We start from the raw sequence: 23726 nt of genomic DNA, 5'->3' as shown, positions 1-23726 counted from the left end.
ACCTGCCCGGGTCGGCGCCCGTCGCGTTGTCCACGGCCTCGGTCTACCCGGAGGGCGTCGCCGCCGGGTTCGAGATCGCCGGTGAGCTGGGCTACGACGGCGTCGAGCTCATGATCTGGACCGACCCGGTCAGCCAGGACCCGCGCGCGGTCGAGCGCCTCGCGCACCGCCACGGGGTGCCGATCCTCGCCGTGCACGCCCCCTGCCTGGCCGTCACCCAGCGCGTCTGGGGGGCCGACCCGGTGCACCGGCTGCGCCGGACCGTCGAGGTCGCGGCCCGGCTCGGCGCACGCACCGTGGTGGTGCACCCGCCGTTCCGCTGGCAGCGCCGCTACGCCGGGGTCTTCGCCGACGAGGTCGCCCGCGCCCGCGAGTTCCACGACGTCACGCTCCCGGTCGAGAACATGTTCCCGGTGACCCGCGGCGCGATCAGCACCGTGCCCTACGCGCTCGGCCACGACCCGACCGAGGTCGGGTTCGGCGCCTACACCCTGGACCTGTCGCACACCGCCGCGGCCGGCGTCGACGCCCTCGACCTCGCCGGGCGGATGGGGGACCGGCTCACCCACCTGCACCTCACCGACGGCTCCGGTGCCCCGCGCGACGAGCACCTGGTCCCCGGCCGCGGGGCGCAGCCGTGCGCCGAGGTGTGCCAGCGCCTGGCCGACTCCCGGTTCGCCGCGGACGGCGGCACCGTCGTCCTGGAGGTGTCGACCCGGCGTTGCCGGACCCGGCAGGAGCGCACGGCGCTGCTCGCCGAGTCGCTGCTGTTCGCCCGGCTGCACCTCACCCCGACGATGTCCGCCGTCGCCCCTACCCGTGGGTAACATGCCCGCATGAGCAGTACGACGGTCCGGCCCTTCGCCGACTCGCACGTGATCGAGCACCTCGGGGACGGCCGGTTCCGCGCCCGGCTCGACGGGACCTGGGCGATCGGGGACAAGGCCTTCGGCGGCCTGCTGATGGTCCTCATGGCCAAGTCCGGGCTGGCCCGCCTCGCGGCCGACGACGCCCCCGCGCCCGACCCGCTGGCCGTCGCCGTGGACTTCCTGCGCGCGCCCGACCTGGGCCCGGTCGAGATCACGACCGACCCGCTCAAGGTCGGACGGACGGTGTCCACGGTCGCCGTGCGGCTGCACCAGGAGGGCAGGCTCATGCTGCACTCCACCGTCACCGCCGGCGTGCTGCCGACCGAGGCCCCACGCCTGGACGACGGCTCCGCGCTCGCCGTCGAACCGGACCCGGACGCGCTCGACCCGGCGTCGGCCGAGGGCGGTGCGCGCGGCCTGGCCGCCGCCTGCGAGCTGCGCTACCCGCGCGGCGCGCTGCCGTTCCTGCGCGGCGAGACCGGGCCGCCGGAGATGACCGGCTGGGTCCGCCCGCGCGGCGAGGAGCCGGACGTGTTGTTCGCGCTGATGGCCGGCGACATCCTGCCCCCGACCGTGTTCAACCTCGGCGGGACGTTCGGCTGGGCGCCGACGGTGCAGCTCACCGCGCTGCTGCGGGCCCGACCCGCCCCGGGCTGGCTGCGGGTCGGGTCCCGCTCGCGTGCGGTGTCGAGCCCGCCCGCCGGCGGCGGGGTGTCGAGCGCGCAGTTCGACGAGGACGTCACCGTCGTCGACGCGCGCGGCCGCACCGTCTGCCAGGCCCGCCAGCTCGCCCTGGCCCCGCTGGCCCGCTGAGGGGTTCCTACGCTGCCCCCATGACGAGGATCGCGGTACTGGGCGGGGGACGGATCGGCGAGGCGCTGCTCGGCGGGCTGCTGGCGGCCGGACGGGACGCCGGTGACCTGGTGGTCGCCGAGCGGTACCCGGCGCGGGCGCAGGAGCTGACCGCGTCGCTGGGGGTCACCGCGGCCCCGGTCGACGAGGCGGTGCGCGGGGCCGGGACGGTCGTCGTCGCCGTCAAGCCGCAGGACGTCGTCACGCTGCTCGGCGAGGTCGCCGGGGCGCTGGAGCCGGGCGCGCTCGTCGTGTCGCTGTGCGCGGGCCTGCCGACCTCGCTGTTCGAGGGCGCCCTGCCCGACGGCACGCCGGTCGTGCGGGTCATGCCGAACACCCCGATGCTGCTCGGCGCGGCGATGTGCGCGATCTCCCCGGGCACGCACGCGACCCCCGCGCACCTCGACGAGACCGAGGCACTGCTGTCCACCGTCGGCGCGGTGCTGCGCCTGGACGAGGCGAAGCAGGACGCCGCGACCGCGCTGTCCGGATCCGGGCCCGCGTACTTCTTCCTCGTCGCCGAGGCGATGATCGAGGCGGGCGTCGGGCTGGGCCTGACCCGCCCCGACGCGACCGAGCTGACCGTGCAGACCGCGCTCGGTGCCGCGCGGATGCTGCGCGAGACCGGCGAGCACCCCGCGGTGCTGCGGGAGAACGTCACCTCGCCGGCCGGGACGACGGCGGCCGCCCTGCGCGAGCTGGAGCGGCACGGGCTGCGTGCGGCCCTGGCCGACGCGGTCGCCGCGGCGCACGACCGCTCGGTGGCGCTCGGTCGCGGCTGACCCGGGCCGCCGGTACCTCGTTCAGCTCATCGTATGACGCAAAGTCACACGGACGCGCCGTGCTGTAGCACGATCGGGCCCCCCTCTGGCGGACCGATCGTCACATCCGCCCCGGTAGACTGCACCTGCATCCCCCACCACCGGGCGAACCGGGGAACCCGTCTCGGGGGAGGAAGGCGGTGCCCCATGGCGGCGGAACGTCCCGAGCCCCTACGGCCGTCCCAGGTCCAGTTCCTGACGGTGGCCGAGGTCGCGTCGATGATGCGCGTCTCGAAGATGACCGTGTACCGGCTCGTCCACTCCGGCGAGCTGCCCGCCGCGCGGGTCGGTCGTTCGTTCCGCGTGCCGCAGCGCGCGGTCGAGGACTACCTGCGCAACGCCTACTTCGACGCGGGCTGATCCCCGGTGGGGTGAAGGCCGGTACGCCCGGGTAGACTGGTGAACCGGCTGCCGACCCCCACCGGTCGCATCGCGTCGTCGCCCCGCTCCGGCGGGCGTCGCCCGGCCCGCGCCTCGTGTCCACGTGCACGGATCGTGCGGGCGGCCCACTCCGAGGTCACCCGGTGGAGCGGTCGCTGACGATCTGCGTCGACACAGGAGGAGCACCCACATGGGCTCGGTCATCAAGAAGCGCCGCAAGCGGATGTCGAAGAAGAAGCACCGCAAGCTGCTGCGCAAGACCCGGGTGCAGCGCCGCAAGCTCGGCAAGTGACTCGCGCACCGGCCGCGCCCCCGCCTCCCCGCGGGTGCGCGGCCGGTGTCGTTGTGGCGGTCCGTCCCCCGGACGGACGCGTCGCGCACCTCACGTGTCCGCGTACCTGCCCGGTGTGACGGGGCGGGACTACGATCGGCACGATCTCGCGTCAGCACCCGGTGAACGGAGCTCCCATGGACCGGCCGACCCCGAACGTCGTGCTGGTCACCGGGGTCAGCGGCTTCCTCGGCGGGCACCTCGCGGCCCGGCTGGCGGCCGACCCGGCCATCGACCGGGTGCTGGGCGTGGACACCGTCCCCCCGCCCCGGGACCTGCTGAAGCGGATGGGCCGCGCCGAGTTCGTGCGCGCCGACATCCGCAACCCGCTCATCGCGAAGGTCATCTCCTCGGCGAACGTCGACACCGTCGTGCACGCGTCGCTCTCGGCCAGCCCCGCCTCGGCGGGCGGCCGCGCGACGATGAAGGAGATGAACGTCATCGGCACGATGCAGCTCCTCGCCGCGTGCCAGAAGGCGACCAGCGTGCGCCGGGTCGTGCTCAAGTCGACGACCGCGGTCTACGGCTCCAGCTCCCGCGACCCCGCCGTGTTCGACGAGGCCATCGGGGCCAAGGACCTGCCCTCGGGCGGGTACGCCAAGGACGCCGCGGAGATCGAGGGCTACCTGCGCGGGTTCAGCCGTCGCCGCCCGGACGTCACCACGACGGTCCTGCGGTTCGCCAACTTCATCGGCCCGCGGATGGACACCGTGCTGTCGCGCTACTTCGCGCTTCCGGTCGTCCCCACCGTGCTGGGCTACGACGCCCGCATCCAGCTGCTGCACGAGGAGGACGGCCTCGCCGTGCTCGAGCGTGCCGCCACCCACGAGCTGCCGGGCGTGTTCAACGTCGCCGCGCACGGGGTGCTGATGCTGTCCCAGGCCATCCGGCGCGCGGGCAAGATCGCCGTCCCGGTGCCGAGCGGCGCGGTCGGCCCGGTCAGCCGGGTGCTGCGCGGCGCGCGCGTCGTCGACTTCTCCCCGGAGCAGATGCGCTTCCTCAACTTTGGCCGGGTCGTGGACCTCACCCGGCTGATCGACGACTTCGGCTTCGAGCCGCGGTGGACGACCACCCAGGCGTTCGACGACTTCGTGCGCGGCAAGGCGCTGGCGCCGGTGCTCGGCCCGGAGCGGATCGCCTCGCTCGAACGGGGCGTGCTCGGCCTGGCCCGGTCGCTGCGGTGACGGGTCGGGACGGCGGCATGCGGGCACGCGAGCAGGGACGGCCGGACGGCCGCGGTGGTACGACGAAGGGCGACGGCATGGCCGAGGCGCGGGTGATCCCGATCCGGGGCAACCGGGGGCCTGCCCGGCCCGCGCGGGCGGAGGAGCCGTCGCGGCCCGCGCCGGTCGCCTCCGCACCCGAGCCCGAGGACGACGAGGGCCCGGCCTGGGAGGCCGCGCTGGAGCAGGTCCTGGAGTTCCTGCGCCGCCGGCTCGCGGGCGACTACCCGATCGACGAGTTCGGGTTCGACCGCGAGCTCACCGACGCGATGGTGCTGCCCGCCCTGCGCCCGCTCTACAAGCGCTGGTTCCGCGTCGAGACCATCGGCACCCACCACATCCCCGAGACCGGTGGCGCGCTGATCGTCGCCAACCACTCCGGGACGCTGCCGCTCGACGCGGTGATGACGACCGTCGCGGTGCACGACGACCACCCGTCGCACCGGCACCTGCGGCTGCTCGGCGCCGACCTCATGTTCACCATGCCGGTCTCCGGCTCGCTGGCCCGCAAGGCCGGCGCGACGCTGGCCTGCAACCCCGACGCCGAGCGGCTCATGACCTCCGGCGAGCTCGTCGGGGTGTTCCCCGAGGGGTTCAAGGGCATCGGCAAGCCGTTCCGGGACCGCTACAAGCTGCAGCGGTTCGGCCGCGGCGGGTTCGTCTCCGCCGCGCTGCGCACCGGTGTCCCGATCATCCCGTGCTCGATCGTCGGCGCCGAGGAGATCTACCCGAAGATCGGCGACCTCGCGCCGCTGGCCCGGCTGTTCGGGGCGCCGTACTTCCCGGTCACGCCGACCTTCCCGCTGCTCGGTCCGGCGGGGCTGATCCCGCTGCCGTCGAAGTGGTACATCGAGTTCGGCGAGCCGATCCGCACCGACGACCACACCCCGGCCGACGCCGACGACCCGATGCTCGTGTTCAACCTGACCGACCAGGTCCGGGAGACCATCCAGCACACGCTGTACCGGCTGCTGTCCCAGCGGCGCAACGTGTTCCTGGGATGATCCGGCGGCCGGACCCGCTGCGGTGGCTCTGGTACGCCGCCGGCGGACGGCTGCCCGCGCGGTACCGCGGGTGGGTGCTGCACGACACGACCTGCCGCACCTGGCACCTGCGCCACTTCGCGCGCACGGCGGCGGTGCTGACGCTGCTGTCGGTGCCGCTGGCGCTCGCCGTCCCCGGCCCGCTGTGGCTGCGGCTCACCGCCCTGCTGCTGGGCTGGCTGGTGTCGCTGCAGTACGCGCTGTTCGTGATGGAGGAGTCCGTCGAGCACCGCGTGACGAAGGCCGGCTACCCCGCGGGCACCGCCCGCGCGACGCGACGGGAGGCCATCGCCGACGAGCGGGCCGAGGCCGCCCGCCGCTACGCCGAGCGCTACCGCGGGGCCCCGCCGCCCTGAGCGGCCGGGCGGGTCAGCGCTTGCGGTAGGCCATGCCGGCCGCCACCGCCCCGGCGACGGCGCCCGCGCCGAGCACCGAGGGCACCCCGATCCGGGCGGCCTTGCGCCCGGTCCGGAAGTCGCGGATCTGCCAGTTGCGGGCCTTCGCGACGTCACGCAGCTCGGAGTCCGGGTTCACCGCGACCGCGGTGCCGACCGCCGAGAGCATCGGGACGTCGTTCACCGAGTCCGAGTACGCGGTGCAGCGACGCAGGTCCAACCCCTCCGACGCGGCCAGTGCGCGGACAGCGTGCGCCTTGGCCGGGCCGTGCAGGATCTCGCCGACCAGCCGTCCGGTGTAGAGCCCGTCGACGGACTCCGCGACGGTGCCCAGCGCCCCGGTCAGCCCGAGCCGCCGCGCGATGATGCGGGCCAGCTCGATCGGCGTCGCGGTGACCAGCCAGACCCGCTGGCCGGCGTCGAGGTGCATCTGGGCCAGCGCCCGGGTTCCGGCCCAGATCCGGTCCGACATCAGCTCGTCGTAGATCTCCTCGCCGAGCGCGACGACCTCGTCGACCGGGCGGCCCGCGACGAACGACAGCGCGGTGTCGCGGTGTCCCGCGATGCCGCCCTTGTCCTCCCGGCCGCCGACCCGGAACTTGATCTGCTGCCAGGCGAAGCCGGCCATGTCGGAGGTGGTGAAGAACTTGCGCGCGGCCAGGCCGCGGGCGAAGTGGAAGATCGACGCGCCGACCATCATCGTGTTGTCGCAGTCGAAGAACGCGGCGGCGGTGAGGTCGGGCGGCGCGCCGTCCCCGCCCTCCGGGCCGTCGGGGTGGTCGTCGGCCTCGGCGGCGACGGCCGCGGCGGCGGAGGCCTGACCGGCCCGCTGCGCGGAGTCGAGGGCGGTCGCCCGCTCCAGCACCCCCGGCTCCTCGGAGAGCCCGGTGTGGGTGGGCGGGTGAGACTCGCGGGTCCCGCTCTGGTCGAGAGGGGGGACGGACCCGGGATCACTCACCACGGCGGCCTTCCTGGTGCGACGGCGTCTCGCGTCCCGAGGGGATCGGGGCGCGGCCCCAGCCTACTGCCGGAACGCGGGAGCGGGCCCGGCCTCCGGTACGTGACACATGTCGACGCACCGGGGACCGGGCCCGTACCCGTGGTGTCCGGAGCGGATCAGCCGAGGGTGACCGGGCCGAGGCCCGGCAGCAGCGGCGGGATCGTGATCGGCGGCAGCAGGCGGTCCTGCTCCGACGACGACTCCGACGAGCTGCCGGACCCGCTGTCGGAGGTGGTCGACCCACCACCGTTCAGCAGCGGCAGCCCGCCGCCCTGCTGCGAGGACCCCGAGGTGGTCGGGGCCTGCGAGGTCGAGGTCGCCGGACCGGAGGTCGGCGACGGCGACGGCGTGCCGGTCGCGGTCTCCGACGGCGTCACCGGCGCGGACTGCTCGACGGCCTGCGCCGAGGACGGCCCGCCCGCGGTGCGGCACTCGCCGGGCACCGGGCCGAGGTCGTCGACGGTGCCGCCGCTGTCCGCGGCGCAGCCGGTGCCGGCCCGCAGCGCCTCGGCCCGGGACAGCACCCGGTCCAGCAGACGGATCGCCTCCGAGGTCTCCCCGCGGCTCTCGGCGGGCAGGTCGGACTGCAGACGGGTGATGCGCCCGGACTGGGCGGCTGCCCAGGTCCGCAGCTCGGCCAGGCGGGAGGTGTCCGCGCCGTCGGTCCCGGCGCCGGTCAGCATCAGCCTGCTGCCGGTGCTGGTGGCCCGGTCGAAGTCGCCCATCGCGGACGCGACCGCGTCCGGCGACGGCGGTGTGGACCGCGCGACCAGGCTCTCCAGCTCGTCGACCCGGGAGCGGGCCAGGTCGAGCTGGCGGGCGGCCTCGGCCTGCTGGCCGACGGTGAACACCCCGCCGACGCTCTCGCTGGCGCGCTTCATGCCGTACATCGCGTCGCCGGGCAGGGCGTCGCGGCTGGCGGTCGAGGTCACGCCGGCGATCACCGCGAGCGCGGCGAACCCGCCGACGACGACGCCGAAGCGCTTGCGCACGCTCGGACGGCGGCGGTCCAGCATCCGGGCGCCGGACTGCGCCGGGCGGGCGGAGTCGTCGCGGCCGGGGCCGGCCTCGGCGTCGCGGGCCGGTCCGGCCGGGGCGCCCACCTGCTCCGGGTGGTCCGGGTGGTCCGACGGCAGCACGTGGCGGCCGCGGCGGGGACGGCTGCTGCGACCGGTCGGGTCGTCCGCGGCCGGGGCGTGCTCGCCGGCGGCGCGGCGGTTGGACACCGCGTCCCAGTCGAGGTCGTCGGCGATCGGAGGGCCGATCGGCGCGGTGAGGTCGGCCTGGTCGACGCGGTCGAACCGGTCGCCGAACGGGGACCCGCCGGACTGCTGTCCGACGCCCTCCTGGGCCAGCACCTCGAACAGCCGCGCCCGCATCCGGGCCGAGGCGTGCGGATCGGGCGAGAGATCACGCCGCGAACGGTCCAGCGCGGCGGCCAGCGCGATCTCGTGCGCCAGCTCCTCCGATGCAGGGGCACCCGCCGGCGCGCGGTCGAAACCGTCGTCGCCGGGGTACCCGTCGTCCCATGCCCTGGGCATGCCGTCCGTCCTCACTGCAGTCTCGCGCTGCTCGTCGGCGCGTGTGGCGCCGTCAGTGCGCGCCGGTCTGTACAACGACCGACCGCGGACGAGGTTACGGCCTTCGAACCGTTCACCGCATCGAGTAGTGCGTTCGGCGCAGTGATCGACACACCCTCTCGCGTTCCGGCTGATCCGGCGGCAGACCCGCTCACCGCAGGCCGTCCGGGAGGAGCTGCGCGAGACGACGCACCGCGCGGTGCTGCAGCGCCTTGACCGCACCCTCGTTGCGGTCCATCAGCTCGGCGGTCTCGGCGACCGACAGGCCCTTGAGGAACCGGTACTGGATGCATTCGCGCTGGTCGGAGTTGAGCTTGGCGATCGAGGCCAGCAGCTCGTCGTTGGTCGCCATGTCGAGCACCTGCTGCTCGGGACCACCGGTGCTGGGCGACAGCTCGACGATCTCCGAGGTCGTCTGCTCCAGCCGGAACCGGCTGGACTTGACGTAGTCGAAGATCAGGTTCCGGGCGATGGTGACGAACCAGGCCCCGATGTCGCGGCCCTGGTAGCTGACCGAGGAGATCCGGCGCAGTGCCCGGACGAAGGTCTCCTGCGTCACGTCCTCGGCGAAGGACCGGTCACCCATCCGGAACAGCACGTACCGGTAGACCACGTCGTGGTAGCGCTCGTAGAGCTCGCCGAACGCGGCCGCGTCGCCGGCCTGGCAGGCCTCGACGAGGGCCCAGGAGCTGTTCGCGTCCTCGACGGCGCGGGCGGCCTCGTCGGCCGGGTCGGCCTCCGGGCGCTGCAGCTCCTGCGAGATCTGCGGTGCCTGTCGTGGCATCGGCATGTCCTGCTCGGTACGGCCGGGCGGACCCGACCGGGTGGTCCGGCCGTCCGGGCGGTGTAGGGCGGGGCCTGCGGGGTACGTGGGGGGAGCGTCGACCAGGGGAGCGGACGCGATCGGCCCCGTCGGCTGGGACGGTGCAGAGGTCGCTGAAGTCACGGACACCTCCCCGTCCGGCTGGGGGCGGACGGTGTCGGGTCTGTCCTGGCCGGGTTCGGGGGCCCGGGTCGGACGGACGGTCTCGGGGATGGTCTCGGAGCGCTGCTGTCGGAGCAGGCGGTGCGGTCGCATCGGCCGGGTCATGGATCCCGGGGGGTCGGACGGGGTACGGCTCGGCGGGCGACCCGGCCGGCGGGGACCGCCGGCGCGTCCCGCGCGGCGCGGCGCGGTGTGCGCCGTGGCGCGCTGGCGTCGAGCTGCATGCCACTCCCTCGGGTGAGTCGCGCGACGAACCGGCGGTTCACGCGTTGAACTTCATGTAGCGGCGGAGCATAGACGTCTGTCGAGTGGCGCAACGCACTCGCCGCCTCTCGTCGCGTGCCGTTCCGGCGAGCGGCCCGATACGCGCGGTGGACGAACCGTGCGCGAAGCGTGTCCGAATCGACACGTGGCGTACACAGCGGTGAGCGGTCCCTCGGGACACGACGGTCGTGGCCGGGTTTGGAACACTGGCGGCGACGCGTGCCGACGAGCCGACCCCGCCCCGGCGGGTCCGAGGATGGAGACCGCCGTGCCGAGTTCCGACCCCGTGCCGGGCCACCGTCCCGACCGTCCCACCCACCTCGCCGACCTGGTGGCGCGCAACGCCTCCGAGCGTCCGGGCCACGACGCCGTCCGTGACCTGTCCGGCGCGGCGCCGCTCACGCTGACCTGGTCGGCGTTCGACGCCGCGGTCTCCGCCGAGGCCGCCCGGCTGCGTGCGGCGGGCGTCCGCCACGGCGACCGGGTCGCGATCGGCCTGCCCGACGGCGCCGACTACTGCGTGGCGCTGTTCGGCGCGCTGCGGGCCGACGCGGTCGTCGTACCGTTCGGCGCGGGCTCGGTGACCCGCGAGCTCGAGGTCGTGCTCGACCAGGCCCGGCCGGTCGCGGTCGTCGCCCGGCCCGACGACGCCGTCGCGGCCGGCTGCGCCGAGGGCGTCGGCGCGACGCTGCTGGGCCCGCCGGACCTGGCCGCCCCGGTCCCGGACGCCCCGGTCGACCGGGCTCCCGCCGACCCCGAGCGCATCGCGCTGGTCGTGTTCACCTCCGGCACCACCGGGCGCCCGCGCGGGGTGCAGCTGTCGCACCGCGCGCTGCTGGCCAACCGCGAGCAGGCGGGTGCGCTCCGCCCGGCACCGGTCAACGGGGTCGACCGGGTCCTGCTGGCGCTGCCCCTGTTCCACGTCTACGGCCTCGCCGCCGGGCTGCTGCAGGTCTGCTGGACCGGAGCGACCGTCGTGCTGCCCGGCCGGTTCTCCCCGGACCGGCTGGTCGAGACGGTCGTCGAGGAGCGGGTCAGCGTCGTCGCCGGGGTGCCGTCGATGTTCCGGATGCTGCTCGACCTCGGGCCCGAGCGGCTGCGCGCCGCGATGGCCGGGGTGCGGCTGTGCACCTCCGGCGGGGCGCCGCTGCCCGCGGGCTGGCTCGCGGACTTCCGCGCGGCGAGCGGGCTGGACCTGCACGAGGGCTACGGCCTCACCGAGGGCGGGCCCGTCGTCACCAGCAACGACCTGGGCCGACCGGCCAAGCCCGGCTCGGTCGGACAGGTGCTGCCCGGCGTCGAGCTGCGCCTGGTCGATGCCGACGGGCAGCCGATGGAGCGCAGACCCGCGCCGGAGCCCGAGCCGCGCGGTGAGGACCCGCTGGACGACCTGGACTACGACGACGGCTCCGACCCGTCCGACGACACCGGGCTGATCGCGGTGCGCGGGCCGAACCTGTTCTCCGGCTACTGGCCCGACGGCTCCGGCGGCCCGGGCGAGGACGGCTGGTTCGTCACCGCCGACGTCGGCTACCTCGACACCGACGGCGACCTGCACCTCGTCGACCGGTCCTCGGACCTGGTCATCGTCAACGGCTTCAACGTCTACCCGCGCGAGGTGGAGCAGGTCGTCGCCGAGCTGGACGCGGTGGCCGAGGTCGCCGTCGTCGGGGTGCCCGACGACCGGACCGGCGCCGCGGTCAAGGCGGTGATCGTGCCGGTCGCGGGCGCCGAGCTCACCGAGGAGACGGTCGCCGCGCACTGCGCGGCCCGGCTCGCCCGGTTCAAGCGGCCCGCGGTCGTCGCCTTCGCCGACGAGCTGCCCCGCACCCCGACGGGCAAGATCGCCCGAAGGACACTGGCGAGGATGTGAGATGCGGGTACGACTGCTGACCCGGGTGGGCTGCCACCTGTGCGACGACGCCGCCGAGGTGCTGGCCCGGGTGTGCGCCGAGACCGGCACCGGCTGGGACACCGTCGACGTCGACTCCGACGACGAGCTGCGCGCCGAGTACGGCGACCAGGTGCCGGTGGTGCTGCTCGACGGTCGTGAGCACGACTCGTTCCGGGTGGACGAGGAGCGCCTGCGCGCGGACCTGGCCCGGCCGTGAGCCCGGCCCCCGACGGTCCGGTCGCGACCTCGGACGGTCCGGCCGGCGGCGCCCCGGGTGCGGACCGCCCGCCGGTCCGCACCGCACCGGCGGCCCGCACCGCCCTGGCCGGGCTCGCCGCGGCCGCCCTGGGCGTCGGCGCGGGGCAGGCGCTCGCGCTGCTGGTCGCCCCGGCCGCCGGGCCGGTGAACGCCGTCGCCGAGCAGGTCGTGGCGCTCACCCCGCCCGCGCTGGCCGGCGCGGCGACCGTCGGGGCCGGGATCGGCAGCCGCCACACCGTCGTCGCCGGGGTGCTGGTGGTCCTGGCCCTGGCCGCGGCCGGGCTCGGCGCGCTGTCGCGCCGCTCGCCGTGGCCGGGGGCGTGGGGGCTCGCGGCGCTCGGGCTGCTGGGTGTCGTCGCCGCGGCGACGGCGTCGGGCGCCGGTCAGCTCGACATGGTGCCGGCGGGTGCCGCGGCCGTCGTCGCGGTGACGGTCTTCCGGAGGCTGCACGCGCTGGCGGCCCGGATCCCCGCCCCGACCGCGGACGGGACGCTGCCCGACGGGCGGCCCGTCCGGTCGTCGCTGACCCGGCGGCGGTTCCTGCGTACCACCGCGCTGGCGGGGGCGGGCGGGGTCGTGCTGGGCACCGGGGCCGCGGTCGCCGCGCCCCTGCTGCCCTCGGGCCGGATCGGGCCCGAACGTGACGCGCTCACCGCCCGGATCCGGACGCTCGCCGCGCAGGGCCGCATCGCGCCCGCCCCGGCGCTGCCCGCCGGGGCGCAGGTGCCGGGCGCGGCCGCGTTCACCACCGCCGTCGACGACTTCTACCGGATCGACACCGCGCTGCGGGTCCCGTCGGTCGACCCGGCCTCGTGGAGCCTGCGGGTGCACGGACGGGTCGGGCGCGAGCTCACCCTCACCCTCGACGACCTGCTGGCCCGCCCACTCGTCGAACGCTGGGTGACGATGGCGTGCGTCTCCAACGACGTCGGCGGCGACCTCGTGTCCACCACCCGGTTCACCGGGGTGGAGCTCGCGCCGCTGCTCGCGGCCGCCGCGCCCGACCCGGCGGCGGACCAGGCGCTGTCCACCTCCACCGACGGCTGGACGGCGGGCAGCCCGTCGTCGCTGCTGCTCGACCCCGGCCGCGGTGCGCTGCTCGCGGTCGCGATGGCCGGACCGGACGGCCCGGTCGCGCTGCCGCCCGAGCACGGCTTCCCGGTGCGGATCGTCGTCCCCGGCCTCTACGGCTACGTCTCGGCCACCAAGTGGGTCACCGACATCGAGTTCACCACGTTCGCCGCCCGCGCCGACTACTGGCGCGACCGCGGGTGGGCGCCGCCCGGGCCGATGGAGACCGCCGCGCGGATCGAGTCGCCCGCCTCGTACGCCAGCGTGCCCGCCGGCCGGGTCGTGATCACCGGCTCCGCCTGGGCGGTGCCCCGGGGGATCCGCCGGGTCGAGGTCGGGGTGCAGGATGGCGGCGCGGCCGGGTCCTGGGTCACCGCGGAGCTCGCGCCGGTGCCGTCCGGCGGGGCCACCTGGCGGCAGTGGCGCGCCGAGCTGGACCTGCCGCCGGGCGGGTACACCCTGGTGTGCCGCGCCACCGACGGCGACGGCGTCGTCCAGACCGCCGAGCGCCGCTCCCCGCTGCCGGGCGCGGCGACCGGCTGGCCGACCCGCACCGTCACGGTGACCTGAGCGACCGTGACCTGAGCGACGGTGACCTGGGCCTCGTCGCGCCGTCCCGGGCGGAGAGGTGTGTCACGGGCGGTCGCACGGTATGCGTGACGGTGGTGTCGTGGAGACCGACGTGGCGCTCGTCGCACGATGAGCGGTTCCTGCCCGTCGATCACCGGTAGCTCCAGGTCAGGGGCCCGGGCCGAGCACGGAGAGGACCAAGATCGCAACTTTGTGCGTGCCTTCACAAGCGGCTACCGTGGGTTCCCGTCGCCGGACCCGGTGGCACGGTGCCTCCGCGGCGCCGAGAACGCCGGGCCTCGTCCGTCCGCAGCCCGACCGGCCCGTCCGGCCGGTTCGCGGGCGTGCCACGAGCGCGCCGGCGACCGGTATTTGCACACCCCCGACCGGAGCACGCCCAGTCTCGATGACCGACCGCCCGCGGATCAAGCCCCCGCGGGCGGGAGCGGGCACCGGGACCCGGCCGCCCGCGACCGACGCCCGAGGAGGACGGCCCGTGACCCTGCCGCCCGAGTCCGGTGCCGCCGCGCCCGACGGCAACGGCGAGCGTCCCGCGCGCCCGGTGCCGGAGGCCACCGTGTCCCGGCTCGCGGTGTACCTGCGGGTGCTCGGCGAGCTGCGCGAGGCCGGGGTCGAGACGGTGTCGTCCGAGGAGCTCGCCGGTGCCTCCGGGGTCAACTCGGCCAAGCTCCGCAAGGACCTGTCCTACCTGGGTTCCTACGGAGTGCGCGGCGTCGGCTACGACGTCACCTCGCTGCAGGGACGGCTGCAGGGCGAGCTGGGCATGGACCACCGGCAGTCGGTCGCGCTGGTCGGCGTCGGCAACCTGGGTCACGCCCTGGCCGGCTACACCGGTTTCGCCGGCCGCGGCTTCCCGGTCAGCACCCTGTTCGACGTCGACGACGACCTCGTCGGCAGCGAGATCAACGGCATCCGGGTGCGGCACGTGCGCGAGATCCCCGAGGTGTGCGCCGGTGGCGGCGTCACCATCGGGATGATCGCGACGCCGGGCCCGGCGGCCCAGAAGGTCTGCGACCTGCTCGTGGCGGCCGGTGTGCAGTCCATCCTCAACTTCGCTCCGGTGCTGCTGACGGTCCCGGACGACGTCGAGGTCCGCAAGGTGGACCTGTCGGTCGAGCTGCAGGTCCTCGCGTTCCACGTGGCGCGACGGCACACCGGTGCCGCCGCGGTGACGGACAAGACGAACGAATCGGTGGTGTCGTAGAGCCATGAGCGTCCTCGTGGTCGGCCTGTCGCACCGCAGCGCGCCGGTCGAGGTGCTGGAGCGCCTCGCGGTCGCTCCGGGTGAGGTGCCCAAGCTTCTCGAGGAGATGCTCGACCGCACGCACGTCGAGGAGGCGGTCGTCCTCTCCACGTGCAACCGGATCGAGATCTGCGCGGTCGTGGACGCGTTCCACGGCGGCCTCGGCGACGTCACCGACGTCCTCGGCACCCACGCCGGGTTCCCCATCGGCGAGCTGTCCGAGCACCTGTTCGTGCACTACGCGGGCTCCGCGGTCCAGCACCTGTTCGCGCTGGCGGCGGGCCTGGACTCGATGGTGGTCGGCGAGTCGCAGATCCTCGGCCAGCTGCGCGGCGCCTACGCGGCCGCCGACGCCGCGGGCGCCGTCGGCAAGGTCCTGCACGAGCTGGTGCAGCAGGCACTGCGCGTCGGCAAGCGGGTGCACGCCGGGACCGGCATCGACGAGGCGGGCGCCTCGGTGGTGTCCGAGGCCCTGCGCGACGCCGACCGTGAGCTCGGCGGCGTCGGCCTGGGCGGCACCCGCGCCGTGATCGTCGGCGCCGGGGCGATGGGCGCGCTGGCCGCCGCGCACCTGCGTCGTGCCGGGGCGGGCGAGATCGTCGTGCTGAACCGCTCGGCCGAGCGCGGCGAGCGGCTCGTGGAGAAGGTCCTCGAGCACGCCGAGCAGGGCACCACCGCGCGCTACGCGCCGATGGACGCCCTGGCCGACGAGCTGCGCGACGCCGACCTGATGCTGGCCTGCACCGGCGCGATCGGGCACGTCGTCGACGTGGCCCCGGTCGCCGAGGCGCTGACCGGCCGCACCTCACCTCTGGTCGTGTGCGACCTGGGCCTGCCGCGTGACGTCGACCCGGCCGTCGGCGAGCTGTCCGGCGTGCGCATGGTCGACCTGATCACCCTGCAGCGTCGGCTGCTCGACACCGCCGACGGCGGCTCCGTCGCCGCGGCCCAGACGATGGTCGACGCCGAGGCCCAGCAGTACCTGGCCGGGCAGCGCTCGGCCGAGGTCACGCCGACGGTGACCGCGCTGCGCCGGCGCGCCTCGGAGGTCGTCGACGCCGAGCTGCTGCGCCTGGACTCCCGGCTGCCCGACCTGGACGGCCACGTCCGCGAGGAGCTCTCGCGGACCGTCCGCCGCGTCGTCGACAAGCTGCTGCACACGCCCACGGTCCAGGTGAAGCGCCTGGCCGAGGGCCCGGACGGGGACAGCTACGCCGCGGCGCTGCGCACCCTGTTCGAGCTCGACCCGCAGGCCGCCGCCGCGGTCGCCGCCCCGGTCCGGGGTGCCGACGCCAGCGTCGACGGCGGCGACGTCACCGCCGCCCTTCGCTTCGGCGACCCCACCGCGCCGATCGACGCCACCCCGTCGATCGGGTCCCGTCCCCCGGAGCAGATCTCGTGAGCGTCCTGAAGATCGGCACCCGGCCGTCGAGGCTGGCGGTCGCGCAGTCCACCACCGTGGCCGACCGGCTCGTCGCCGCCGGCCACCCGTGCGAGCTGGTGACCATCTCGACCAGCGGTGACCGCTCGTCGGCGCCGATCCCGCAGATCGGGGTGGGGGTGTTCGTCTCGCAGCTGCGCGACGCGCTCTACGCCGGCGAGATCGACGTCGCGGTGCACTCGTACAAGGACCTGCCGAGCGCGCAGCCCGAGGGGCTCACGATCGCGGCGATCCCGGAGCGGGAGGACGTCCGCGACGCGCTGGTCACCGGCGGTCGTGTGCTCGGCGAGCTGGGCCGTGGTGCCCGGGTCGGGACGGGGTCCCCGCGCCGGACCGTGCAGCTGCACGCGCTCGGCCAGGGACTGGAGGTGCTGCCGATCCGCGGCAACGTGGACACCCGGATCGGGAAGGTGCGGTCGGGCGAGCTGGACGCGGTGGTCGTGGCCGCCGCCGGGCTGCGCAGGCTGGGCCGCGTCGACGAGGCGGACGAGCTGATCGACCCGCTGCAGATGCTGCCCGCCCCCGCCCAGGGTGCGCTGGCGATCGAGTGCCGCACCGCCGACACCGACCTGGTGTCGGTGCTGGCCGCGGTGCTGGACGACAGCGGCGTGCGCTTCGCCGTCACCGCCGAGCGCGCGGTGCTGGCGGGCCTGGAGGCCGAGTGCACGACCCCCGTCGGGGCGCTCGCCGAGGTCGTCTCCGACCTCGACGACGACGGCCGGGCGGTCGACCGCCTGTCGCTGCGCGGCGCGCTGGGGATCGGGGACATCGCGGGGGGCGACGTGGTGCGCGCCTCCGCCACCGGAGACATGGACGACGCAGAGAAGATCGGGGCCGCGGTCGCCCTCGAGCTTCTCGACCTGGGAGCCGAGGACCTGCCCCCCGCAGGTCCCGGTGGTCCCGCCAACCGCTGATTCGGGAGTTTCTTCAATGACAGGACCTGCCAACCCCTCAGGGCGGATCGCCTTCGTGGGCAGCGGACCGGGGGACCCGGCGCTGCTCACCGTGCGCGCCCGGGACGTGCTCGCCGGCTCGCCGCTGGTCATCACCGACCCGGACGTGCCGGAGGGCATCCTCGCCCTGGCCGCCGACGGCGCCGAGGTGCGCCCGGCCGTCGGCCAGCCCGCCGACATCGCGAGCGACCTGCTCACCGAGGCGGGCCAGGGCCGCTCGGTGGCCCGCCTGGTCTCCGGCGACCCGCTGACCAACGACGCCGTCGTCGCCGAGGCGATGGCCGTGTCCGCCTCGGGCACGCCGTTCGACGTCGTCCCCGGCGTCCCGTCCTCGACCGCGGTCCCGGCCTACGCCGGTGTCGCGCTCGGGTCGGCGCACGTCGAGGCCGACGTCCGCGCGGGCGTCGACTGGGCCGCGCTGGCCGCGAGCCCGGGCCCGGTCGTGCTGCACGCGACGAGCGCGCTGCTCGGCGACGTCGCCGCCGGGCTGACCGCCCAGGGCGTCCCGGACGAGACGCCGGTCGCGATCACCGCGGGCGGCACCACCTCCACCCAGCGGACCATCTCGTCGTCGGTCGGGCGGATCGCCGCCGACGGCGGTGACCTCGAGGGCGCGCTCGTCCTGACCGTCGGCGAGGCCGCCGGTCGTCGCGGCGAGCTGTCCTGGTGGGAGTCGCGCGCGCTCTACGGCTGGCGGGTCCTGGTGCCGCGCACCAAGGACCAGGCCGGCGTGATGAGCGAGCGGCTGCGGATGCACGGCGCCATCCCGGAGGAGGTGCCGACGATCGCCGTCGAGCCGCCCCGGTCGCCCGCGCAGATGGAGCGCTCGGTCAAGGGTCTCGTCGACGGCCGCTACCAGTGGGTCGTGTTCACCTCGACCAACGCGGTCAAGGCCGTCTGGGAGAAGTTCGGCGAGTTCGGCCTCGACGCCCGCGCCTTCTCCGGTGTGAAGATCGCCTGCGTCGGCCGCTCGACCGCGGAGAAGGTCCGCGAGTTCGGTATCGAGCCCGAGCTCGTCCCGGACATCGACGAGGCCCAGTCCTCGACGTCGGAGGGCCTGCTCGACATCTTCCCGCCGCACGACGACGTGCTCGACCCGGTCGACCGGGTCCTGCTCCCGCGCGCCGACATCGCCACCGAGACCCTGTCGGCCGGGCTGCAGGAGCGCGGCTGGGAGGTCGACGACGTGACGGCCTACCGGACCGTCCGGGCCGCCCCGCCGCCCGCGCCGATCCGCGAGGCGATCAAGACCGGCGGCTTCGACGCGGTGTGCTTCACCTCGTCGTCGACCGTGCGGAACCTGGTCGGCATCGCCGGCAAGCCGCACGCCCGCACCCTGGTCGCCTGCATCGGCCCGGCCACCGCGGAGACCGCGCGCGAGTTCGGCCTGCGGGTCGACGTGCAGCCCGAGGAGTCCCGGGTCCCGACCCTGGTCGACGCCCTGGCCAGCCACACCGCGAAGCTGCGCGCCGAGGGGAACCTGCCGCCGCCGAAGAAGGTGAAGGCGCGCCGCCGCTGAGCGGAGCCGCTGAGCTGCTCCCGTCCGGCCCCGTACCGCCTCCCGAGGTGGTGCGGGGCCGACGTGTGTCGGGGGCGGTCGTAGCCTGGTCGGCATGGGTTTCCCGGTGCAGCGTCCCCGACGGTTGCGGACCACTCCCGCGATGCGGCGGCTGGTCTCCGAGACCGAGGTCCGTCCCCGGCAGCTGGTGCTGCCGATGTTCGTGCGCGAGGGGGCGACCGAGCCGGTCCCGATCGGCTCGATGCCCGGGGTCGTGCAGCACACCCGTGACTCGCTGCGCAAGGCGGTCGCGGAGGCGGCGGCCGCGGGCGTCGGCGGCGTGATGCTGTTCGGCGTGCCCGAGCACCACGACGCGACCGGCTCCGGCGCCGTCGACCCGGACGGGATCCTCAACGTCGGCCTGCGCGACGTGCGCTCCGAGGTCGGCGACGACCTGGTCGTCATGTCCGACCTGTGCCTCGACGAGTTCACCGACCACGGGCACTGCGGCGTGCTGGACGCCGACGGCGGCGTCGACAACGACGCGACGCTGGAGATCTACGCCCGGATGGGCGTGGAGCAGGCCCGCGCGGGCGCCCACCTGGTCGGCCCCAGCGGGATGATGGACGGCCAGGTCGGCGTCATCCGCACCGCGCTCGACGAGGCCGGGTTCACCGACACCGGCATCCTCGCCTACACCGTCAAGTACGCCTCGGCGTTCTACGGCCCGTTCCGCGAGGCGGTGAACTCGCAGCTCAGGGGCGACCGCAAGACCTACCAGCAGGACGGCGGCAACGCCCGCGAAGCGCTGCGCGAGCTGGCGCTCGACCTCGACGAGGGCGCCGACATGGTGATGGTCAAGCCCGCCCTGGCCTACCTGGACGTCCTGGCCCGGGTGGCCGACGTCGCCGACGTGCCCGTCGCGGCGTACCAGATCTCCGGTGAGTACGCGATGGTCGAGGCCGCCGTCGCCCGGGGCTGGCTCGAGCGCGAGCGGACCATCATGGAGACGCTGACCTCGATCCGCCGCGCCGGTGCGGACGTGATCCTGACCTACTGGGCCACCGAGGCCGCGACCTGGCTCGACCGGGGCTGACGCCGCCCACCCGGGGCTGGCACCGCCCACCCGGGGCCGGCACCGCCCACCGGGGATGTGTCCCCGCCCGCGCGGGTCGGCGGCACCACCATCGGAGACGGCGTTCACGGAGACCGTTCACGCGGTGGAGGGGCTCCGCGGGGGGAGAGGGGCGCCGGGGCGGCGACATCCGGGGCCATCGGTCCGCGAGTTCGCTTACCGGGTAAGCGGATTCGCCGTACTCCCTATGGCCCCGACGAGACCGGGGCCCGGCACCGCGTCCCGGTTCCGGAAGGACGGCATCGCAGGGCCCCGGCGGCGGCCGGCCGGTGGCGCCGGTTCCCGCCGGGCGGTGGTGCCGGATCCCGCCGGGCGGCGACAGGCGGTGCCGGGCGGTGGTGCCGGGCCGTGAGGGGTGAATCGCGGCGCCGGGTACCGCCGAACGTGGCAAACCGGACACCGGCCCGGCTACCGTGGAGGTCGTGAGCAGCAACCCGGGACAGCACGACGCCCCGCAGTACTACCGGCCCGGGCCGTCGACGGGGCACTACCCGCAGTACCCGCAGAACCCGTACCCCCACGGCTGGCACGGCGGCGCCACACCGCCGCCTGCCCCGCAGCAGGCACCCGCCGCGCCCGCGCCACAGCCGGGCACCACCGCGCAGCCGGGCACCACCGCGCAGCCGGGCACCACCGCGCAGCCGGGGACCACCGCGCAGCCGGGCGCCGCGCCGCAGCCGGAGCCCGGGCAGCAGGCCGGGCAGGGCCAGCAGTGGAACGCCGCGTCGGGCTGGGGGCCGCCCCCGGCGGGGCTCGGCAGCGGGCCGCAGGGACGTCCGGCCCGGCCGCGTCAGGTGGTCACCGCGCTGGTCGCGCTGGTCGCGGCGGCGCTGCCGTTCGTCGTCATGGGGATCGGCGCGATGTTCGCGACGATCAACGACGCGGTCCTCAACGACACCGGGCTCCCGCGTGCCGACATCGACGCCGCGCTGGCCCAGACCGGTCTGACGATGGACCAGCTCACCCAGTTCGTGCGGGTGATGGGCGGGGTCTTCCTCGTCCTGGCGCTGGTGTGGATCGCGCTCGCCGTCGTCGCGTTCCTCGGGGCCGGTGGCGCCCGGATCGCGCTGGCCGTGCTGGCCGGCGTCTACGGGATCCCGCTCCTGCTGCTCATGGCGCCGACGATCCCGCTGTTCGCGGTGCTCGTCGTGGCGCTGTCCGTCGCCGGGGTCGCGCTGCTGTTCGGGCGCCCGGCGAAGGAGTGGTACGCCACCCGCAAGCTCGGGGCCGCGAGCCGGTCCTGACACCGGCTGCGAGACTGGGGACGTGAGCACCGGAAGCGCAGGGACCGCCGTGAGCAACCCGGAACCCAAGGAGTCCGCCCGCCTGTTCGAGCGGGCGACCGAGCTGATCCCGGGCGGGGTGAACTCCCCGGTGCGGGCGTTCAACTCGGTCGGCGGCACCCCGCGGTTCATGGTCTCGGGTGAGGGCTGCCGCCTCACCGACGCCGACGGCGCCACCTACGTCGACCTCGTCTCCTCCTGGGGGCCGATGATCCTGGGGCACGCGCACCCGGCCGTCGTCGAGGCGGTGCGGTCCGCGGCGTCGCAGGGGCTGTCGTTCGGCACCCCCACCCCGGGCGAGATCGACCTCGCCGCCGAGATCGTCGACCGGACCCCGGTCGAGCAGGTCCGCCTGGTCAACTCGGGCACCGAGGCGACGATGAGCGTCATCCGGCTCGCCCGCGGGATCACCGGCCGCACGGTGATCGTGAAGTTCTCCGGCTGCTACCACGGCCACGTCGACGCGCTGCTCGCCGACGCCGGCTCCGGGATCGCCACCCTCGGCCTGCCGACCAGCCCGGGCGTCACCGGTGCCCAGGCCGCCGACACCGTGGTGCTGCCCTACAACGACCTCGACGCCGTCCGCCAGGTCTTCGAGCAGCGCGGCGCCGACATCGCCTGCGTGATCACCGAGGCCGCCGCGGGCAACATGGGCGTGGTCCCGCCGGTCGAGGGCTTCAACGCCGGGCTGCGCGACCTGTGCCACGCGCACGGCGCGCTGCTGGTGATCGACGAGGTGATGACCGGGTTCCGCGCGTCGCGGCAGGGCTGGTTCGGCTGCGACGGCGTCGCGGGCGACCTCTACACCTTCGGCAAGGTCATGTCCGGCGGGCTGCCCGCGGCAGCGTTCGGCGGGTCGGCGCAGCACATGTCGTACCTGGCCCCGGCCGGGCCGGTCTACCAGGCGGGCACGCTGGCCGGGAACCCCGTCGCCGTCGCCGCCGGGCTCACCACGCTGCGCCACGCCGACGACGCCGCCTACGCCACCCTGCAGTCCCACGCCGACCGGGTCGGCGCGCTGGTCACCGCGGCGCTGGAGCGGGAGGGCGTCGCGCACACCCTGCAGTACGCGGGCACGATGTTCTCGCCGTTCTTCACCGGCAGCCCGGTCACCGGCTACGCCGGGGCCAAGGCCGCCGAGACCTGGCGCTACCCGGCGTTCTTCCACGCGATGCTCGACCACGGTGTCTACCTGCCCCCGAGCGCCTTCGAGGGCTGGTTCGTCTCCACCGCGCTGGACGACGAGGCGTTCGAGCGGATCGAGACCGGCCTGGCAGCCGCCGCGCGGGCCGCGGCCGCCGCCACCCGTCCGGACGGGGCCTGAGCATGGGTGACCGGACCAGCCCGCCCGCGTCGGGACCGGTGACCGTGGTGCACGTGCTGCGCCACGGCGAGGTGCACAACCCCGAGGGCGTCCTCTACGGCCGCATCCCCGGCTACCACCTGTCCGACCACGGCCGGGCCCAGGCCAAGACCGTCGCCGCGTACCTCGACGGCAACGACGTCGCCGCCGTCGTCGCGTCGCCGCTGCAGCGCGCCCAGGAGACCGCCCGCCCGATCGCGGACGCCCACGGCGTCGACATCCACACCGAGGAGGGCCTGATCGAGTCCGGCAACCTCTTCGAGGGCAAGCGGTTCGGAGTCGGCGACGGCGCGCTCAAGCGCCCGCAGGTGTGGCGGCTGCTGCGCGACCCGTTCACCCCGTCCTGGGGCGAGCCGTACCTCGCGATCGCGCACCGGATGCTCGGCGCCGTGCACGCCGCGCGGGCGCTCGCACCCGGCCGCGAGGTCGTGTGCGTGTCCCACCAGCTGCCGATCTGGACGCTGCGCCGCTACCTCATGGGGCAGCGGCTCTGGCACGACCCGCGCCGCCGCCAGTGCGCGCTCGCCTCGCTGACCAGCATCGAGTTCACCGGCACCCGGATGACCGGGCTGCGCTACGCCGAGCCGGCCGGCCCGAGCGGCGCGATGGTGACCGGGGCATGAGACGCCTGCTGCCCGCCCTGCTCGGGCTGCTGCTGCTCGTCGCCGGGTGCGGCGTCGGCCGCGACGCCGCGGGCGGGGGACCCGGCCAGGACTTCCAGTTCGTCGCCCCGGGCGGCCAGGTGCGCATCACCTACGACCCACCGGAGAGCCGTCAGCCGATCACCGACCTGCGCGGCGAGAGCCTGCTGCGCGAGGGCACCCAGGTCGGCATCGGCGACTTCCCCGACACGGTGCGGGTCATCAACATCTGGGGCTCCTGGTGCGGCCCGTGCCGGACCGAGGCCCCCGAGCTGCAGGCCGTGGCCGAGGCGGCCCGGGGCAAGGCCGTCGTCCTCGGGATCGACGTCCGCGACGACCGGCAGGCCGCCCTGGACTTCGTGACCGACCGCGGCATCACCTACGACTCGATCTACGACGCGCCCGGCCGCACCCTGGCCCGGCTCGACGGCTACCCGCGCAACGTCGTGCCCTCGACGATCGTGCTCGACCGTGACGCCCGGGTGGCCGCGGTGTTCCTGGTCCCGGTCGGCAGCTCGGACCTGCTGCCGCTCATCACCCGGCTCGCCGCCGAGCCGAGGTCCGGTTCGTCCCGCTGACCCCGGGTGACCGCGCGGTCGCGCCCCGACCGG

Annotated in this window: 23 protein-coding genes; 20 read left to right on the top strand and 3 right to left on the bottom strand. The window is 75.3% G+C overall.

Going from position 1 to position 23726, the window contains the following annotated elements:
* Nucleotides 1–2: 2 nt before the first annotated feature.
* The 8 genes from ND486_RS24450 to ND486_RS24415 all read left to right on the top strand — a co-directional run bounded on the left by ND486_RS24450 (nucleotide 3) and on the right by ND486_RS24415 (nucleotide 5876).
* Nucleotides 3–827: a sugar phosphate isomerase/epimerase gene (locus tag ND486_RS24450; protein WP_224402379.1), complete on the top strand. Its 825-nt coding sequence runs from the start codon at nucleotides 3–5 to the stop codon at nucleotides 825–827.
* Between the two features lie 9 nt (nucleotides 828–836).
* A complete protein-coding gene (locus ND486_RS24445; RefSeq protein WP_251786748.1) occupies nucleotides 837–1682 on the top strand; it encodes a thioesterase family protein in 846 nt (281 codons plus the stop codon).
* Between the two features lie 20 nt (nucleotides 1683–1702).
* A complete protein-coding gene (gene proC / locus ND486_RS24440) occupies nucleotides 1703–2503 on the top strand; it encodes a pyrroline-5-carboxylate reductase (protein ID WP_251786747.1) in 801 nt (266 codons plus the stop codon).
* A 186-nt stretch (nucleotides 2504–2689) separates the two neighbouring features.
* Nucleotides 2690–2902 (top strand): helix-turn-helix domain-containing protein, encoded by a 213-nt coding sequence (locus tag ND486_RS24435; RefSeq protein WP_062398062.1) that lies wholly within the window; start codon nucleotides 2690–2692, stop codon nucleotides 2900–2902.
* Nucleotides 2903–3113: 211 nt separating this feature from the next.
* Nucleotides 3114–3215 (top strand): 30S ribosomal protein bS22, encoded by a 102-nt coding sequence (locus tag ND486_RS24430; protein ID WP_010241351.1) that lies wholly within the window; start codon nucleotides 3114–3116, stop codon nucleotides 3213–3215.
* Between the two features lie 176 nt (nucleotides 3216–3391).
* Nucleotides 3392–4438, top strand: a complete 1047-nt coding sequence (locus ND486_RS24425) for an NAD-dependent epimerase/dehydratase family protein (RefSeq protein WP_062398059.1) — start codon at nucleotides 3392–3394, stop codon at nucleotides 4436–4438.
* A 77-nt stretch (nucleotides 4439–4515) separates the two neighbouring features.
* Nucleotides 4516–5481, top strand: a complete 966-nt coding sequence (locus tag ND486_RS24420) for a lysophospholipid acyltransferase family protein (protein WP_062403815.1) — start codon at nucleotides 4516–4518, stop codon at nucleotides 5479–5481.
* On the top strand, nucleotides 5478–5876 hold the full coding sequence (locus ND486_RS24415) for a DUF5313 family protein (protein ID WP_251786745.1): 399 nt from the start codon (nucleotides 5478–5480) through the stop codon (nucleotides 5874–5876). Before ND486_RS24420 ends, ND486_RS24415 begins: the two co-directional genes overlap by 4 nt.
* 13 nt (nucleotides 5877–5889) lie before the next feature.
* Here the strand turns inward: ND486_RS24415 and ND486_RS24410 are convergent, their stop codons facing one another.
* From ND486_RS24410 to ND486_RS24400, 3 genes are all read right to left on the bottom strand, one after another.
* Entirely contained in the window at nucleotides 5890–6780 is an 891-nt protein-coding gene (locus tag ND486_RS24410; protein WP_062398055.1) for an HAD family phosphatase, read from the bottom strand.
* A gap of 251 nt (nucleotides 6781–7031) precedes the next feature.
* Nucleotides 7032–8456, bottom strand: coding sequence for a DUF5667 domain-containing protein (locus ND486_RS24405; RefSeq protein WP_208818936.1), 1425 nt, complete (start codon nucleotides 8454–8456; stop codon nucleotides 7032–7034).
* A 190-nt stretch (nucleotides 8457–8646) separates the two neighbouring features.
* A complete protein-coding gene (locus ND486_RS24400; protein ID WP_062398051.1) occupies nucleotides 8647–9285 on the bottom strand; it encodes a sigma-70 family RNA polymerase sigma factor in 639 nt (212 codons plus the stop codon).
* 727 nt (nucleotides 9286–10012) lie between these two features.
* Between ND486_RS24400 and ND486_RS24395 the strand changes: the two genes are divergently transcribed.
* The 12 genes from ND486_RS24395 (at nucleotide 10013) to ND486_RS24340 (ending at nucleotide 23693) form a co-directional block, all read left to right on the top strand.
* Nucleotides 10013–11617 carry an AMP-binding protein gene (locus ND486_RS24395; RefSeq protein ID WP_251786744.1) on the top strand — a complete coding sequence of 535 codons (1605 nt, stop codon included), beginning with the start codon at nucleotides 10013–10015 and terminating at the stop codon, nucleotides 11615–11617.
* A 1-nt stretch (nucleotide 11618) separates the two neighbouring features.
* The gene (locus ND486_RS24390) at nucleotides 11619–11855 is read left to right on the top strand and encodes a glutaredoxin family protein (RefSeq protein ID WP_073576570.1); all 237 of its coding nucleotides are present in this window, start codon (nucleotides 11619–11621) and stop codon (nucleotides 11853–11855) included.
* Complete coding sequence (locus ND486_RS24385) at nucleotides 11852–13537, top strand: molybdopterin-dependent oxidoreductase (protein WP_251786743.1); 1686 nt, start codon at nucleotides 11852–11854, stop codon at nucleotides 13535–13537. The genes ND486_RS24390 and ND486_RS24385 overlap by 4 nt, the downstream gene beginning before the upstream one ends.
* A 496-nt stretch (nucleotides 13538–14033) precedes the next feature.
* Nucleotides 14034–14762 (top strand): redox-sensing transcriptional repressor Rex, encoded by a 729-nt coding sequence (locus tag ND486_RS24380; protein ID WP_062403813.1) that lies wholly within the window; start codon nucleotides 14034–14036, stop codon nucleotides 14760–14762.
* A gap of 4 nt (nucleotides 14763–14766) precedes the next feature.
* The gene (locus ND486_RS24375; protein ID WP_251786742.1) at nucleotides 14767–16203 is read left to right on the top strand and encodes a glutamyl-tRNA reductase; all 1437 of its coding nucleotides are present in this window, start codon (nucleotides 14767–14769) and stop codon (nucleotides 16201–16203) included.
* Complete coding sequence (hemC, locus tag ND486_RS24370; protein WP_251786741.1) at nucleotides 16200–17156, top strand: hydroxymethylbilane synthase; 957 nt, start codon at nucleotides 16200–16202, stop codon at nucleotides 17154–17156. The genes ND486_RS24375 and hemC overlap by 4 nt, the downstream gene beginning before the upstream one ends.
* 16 nt (nucleotides 17157–17172) lie before the next feature.
* The gene (locus ND486_RS24365) at nucleotides 17173–18714 is read left to right on the top strand and encodes a uroporphyrinogen-III synthase (protein WP_251786740.1); all 1542 of its coding nucleotides are present in this window, start codon (nucleotides 17173–17175) and stop codon (nucleotides 18712–18714) included.
* Nucleotides 18715–18808: 94 nt separating this feature from the next.
* Nucleotides 18809–19789: a porphobilinogen synthase gene (gene hemB / locus ND486_RS24360; RefSeq protein WP_251786739.1), complete on the top strand. Its 981-nt coding sequence runs from the start codon at nucleotides 18809–18811 to the stop codon at nucleotides 19787–19789.
* A gap of 461 nt (nucleotides 19790–20250) precedes the next feature.
* A complete protein-coding gene (locus ND486_RS24355) occupies nucleotides 20251–21072 on the top strand; it encodes a hypothetical protein (protein WP_251786738.1) in 822 nt (273 codons plus the stop codon).
* A gap of 49 nt (nucleotides 21073–21121) precedes the next feature.
* Entirely contained in the window at nucleotides 21122–22435 is a 1314-nt protein-coding gene (gene hemL, locus ND486_RS24350) for a glutamate-1-semialdehyde 2,1-aminomutase (RefSeq protein ID WP_251786737.1), read from the top strand.
* Nucleotides 22436–22437: 2 nt separating this feature from the next.
* A complete protein-coding gene (locus ND486_RS24345) occupies nucleotides 22438–23097 on the top strand; it encodes a histidine phosphatase family protein (RefSeq protein WP_178375916.1) in 660 nt (219 codons plus the stop codon).
* Nucleotides 23094–23693 carry a TlpA disulfide reductase family protein gene (locus ND486_RS24340; RefSeq protein WP_062398027.1) on the top strand — a complete coding sequence of 200 codons (600 nt, stop codon included), beginning with the start codon at nucleotides 23094–23096 and terminating at the stop codon, nucleotides 23691–23693. Before ND486_RS24345 ends, ND486_RS24340 begins: the two co-directional genes overlap by 4 nt.
* Nucleotides 23694–23726: the final 33 nt, after the last annotated feature.

This window comes from Pseudonocardia sp. DR1-2, assembly GCF_023717215.1.
Taxonomy (GTDB): Bacteria; Actinomycetota; Actinomycetes; order Mycobacteriales; family Pseudonocardiaceae; genus Pseudonocardia; species Pseudonocardia alni.
The sequence above is the reverse complement of the archived record's forward strand: the minus strand, read 5'-3'. Positions and strand labels throughout refer to the sequence as shown.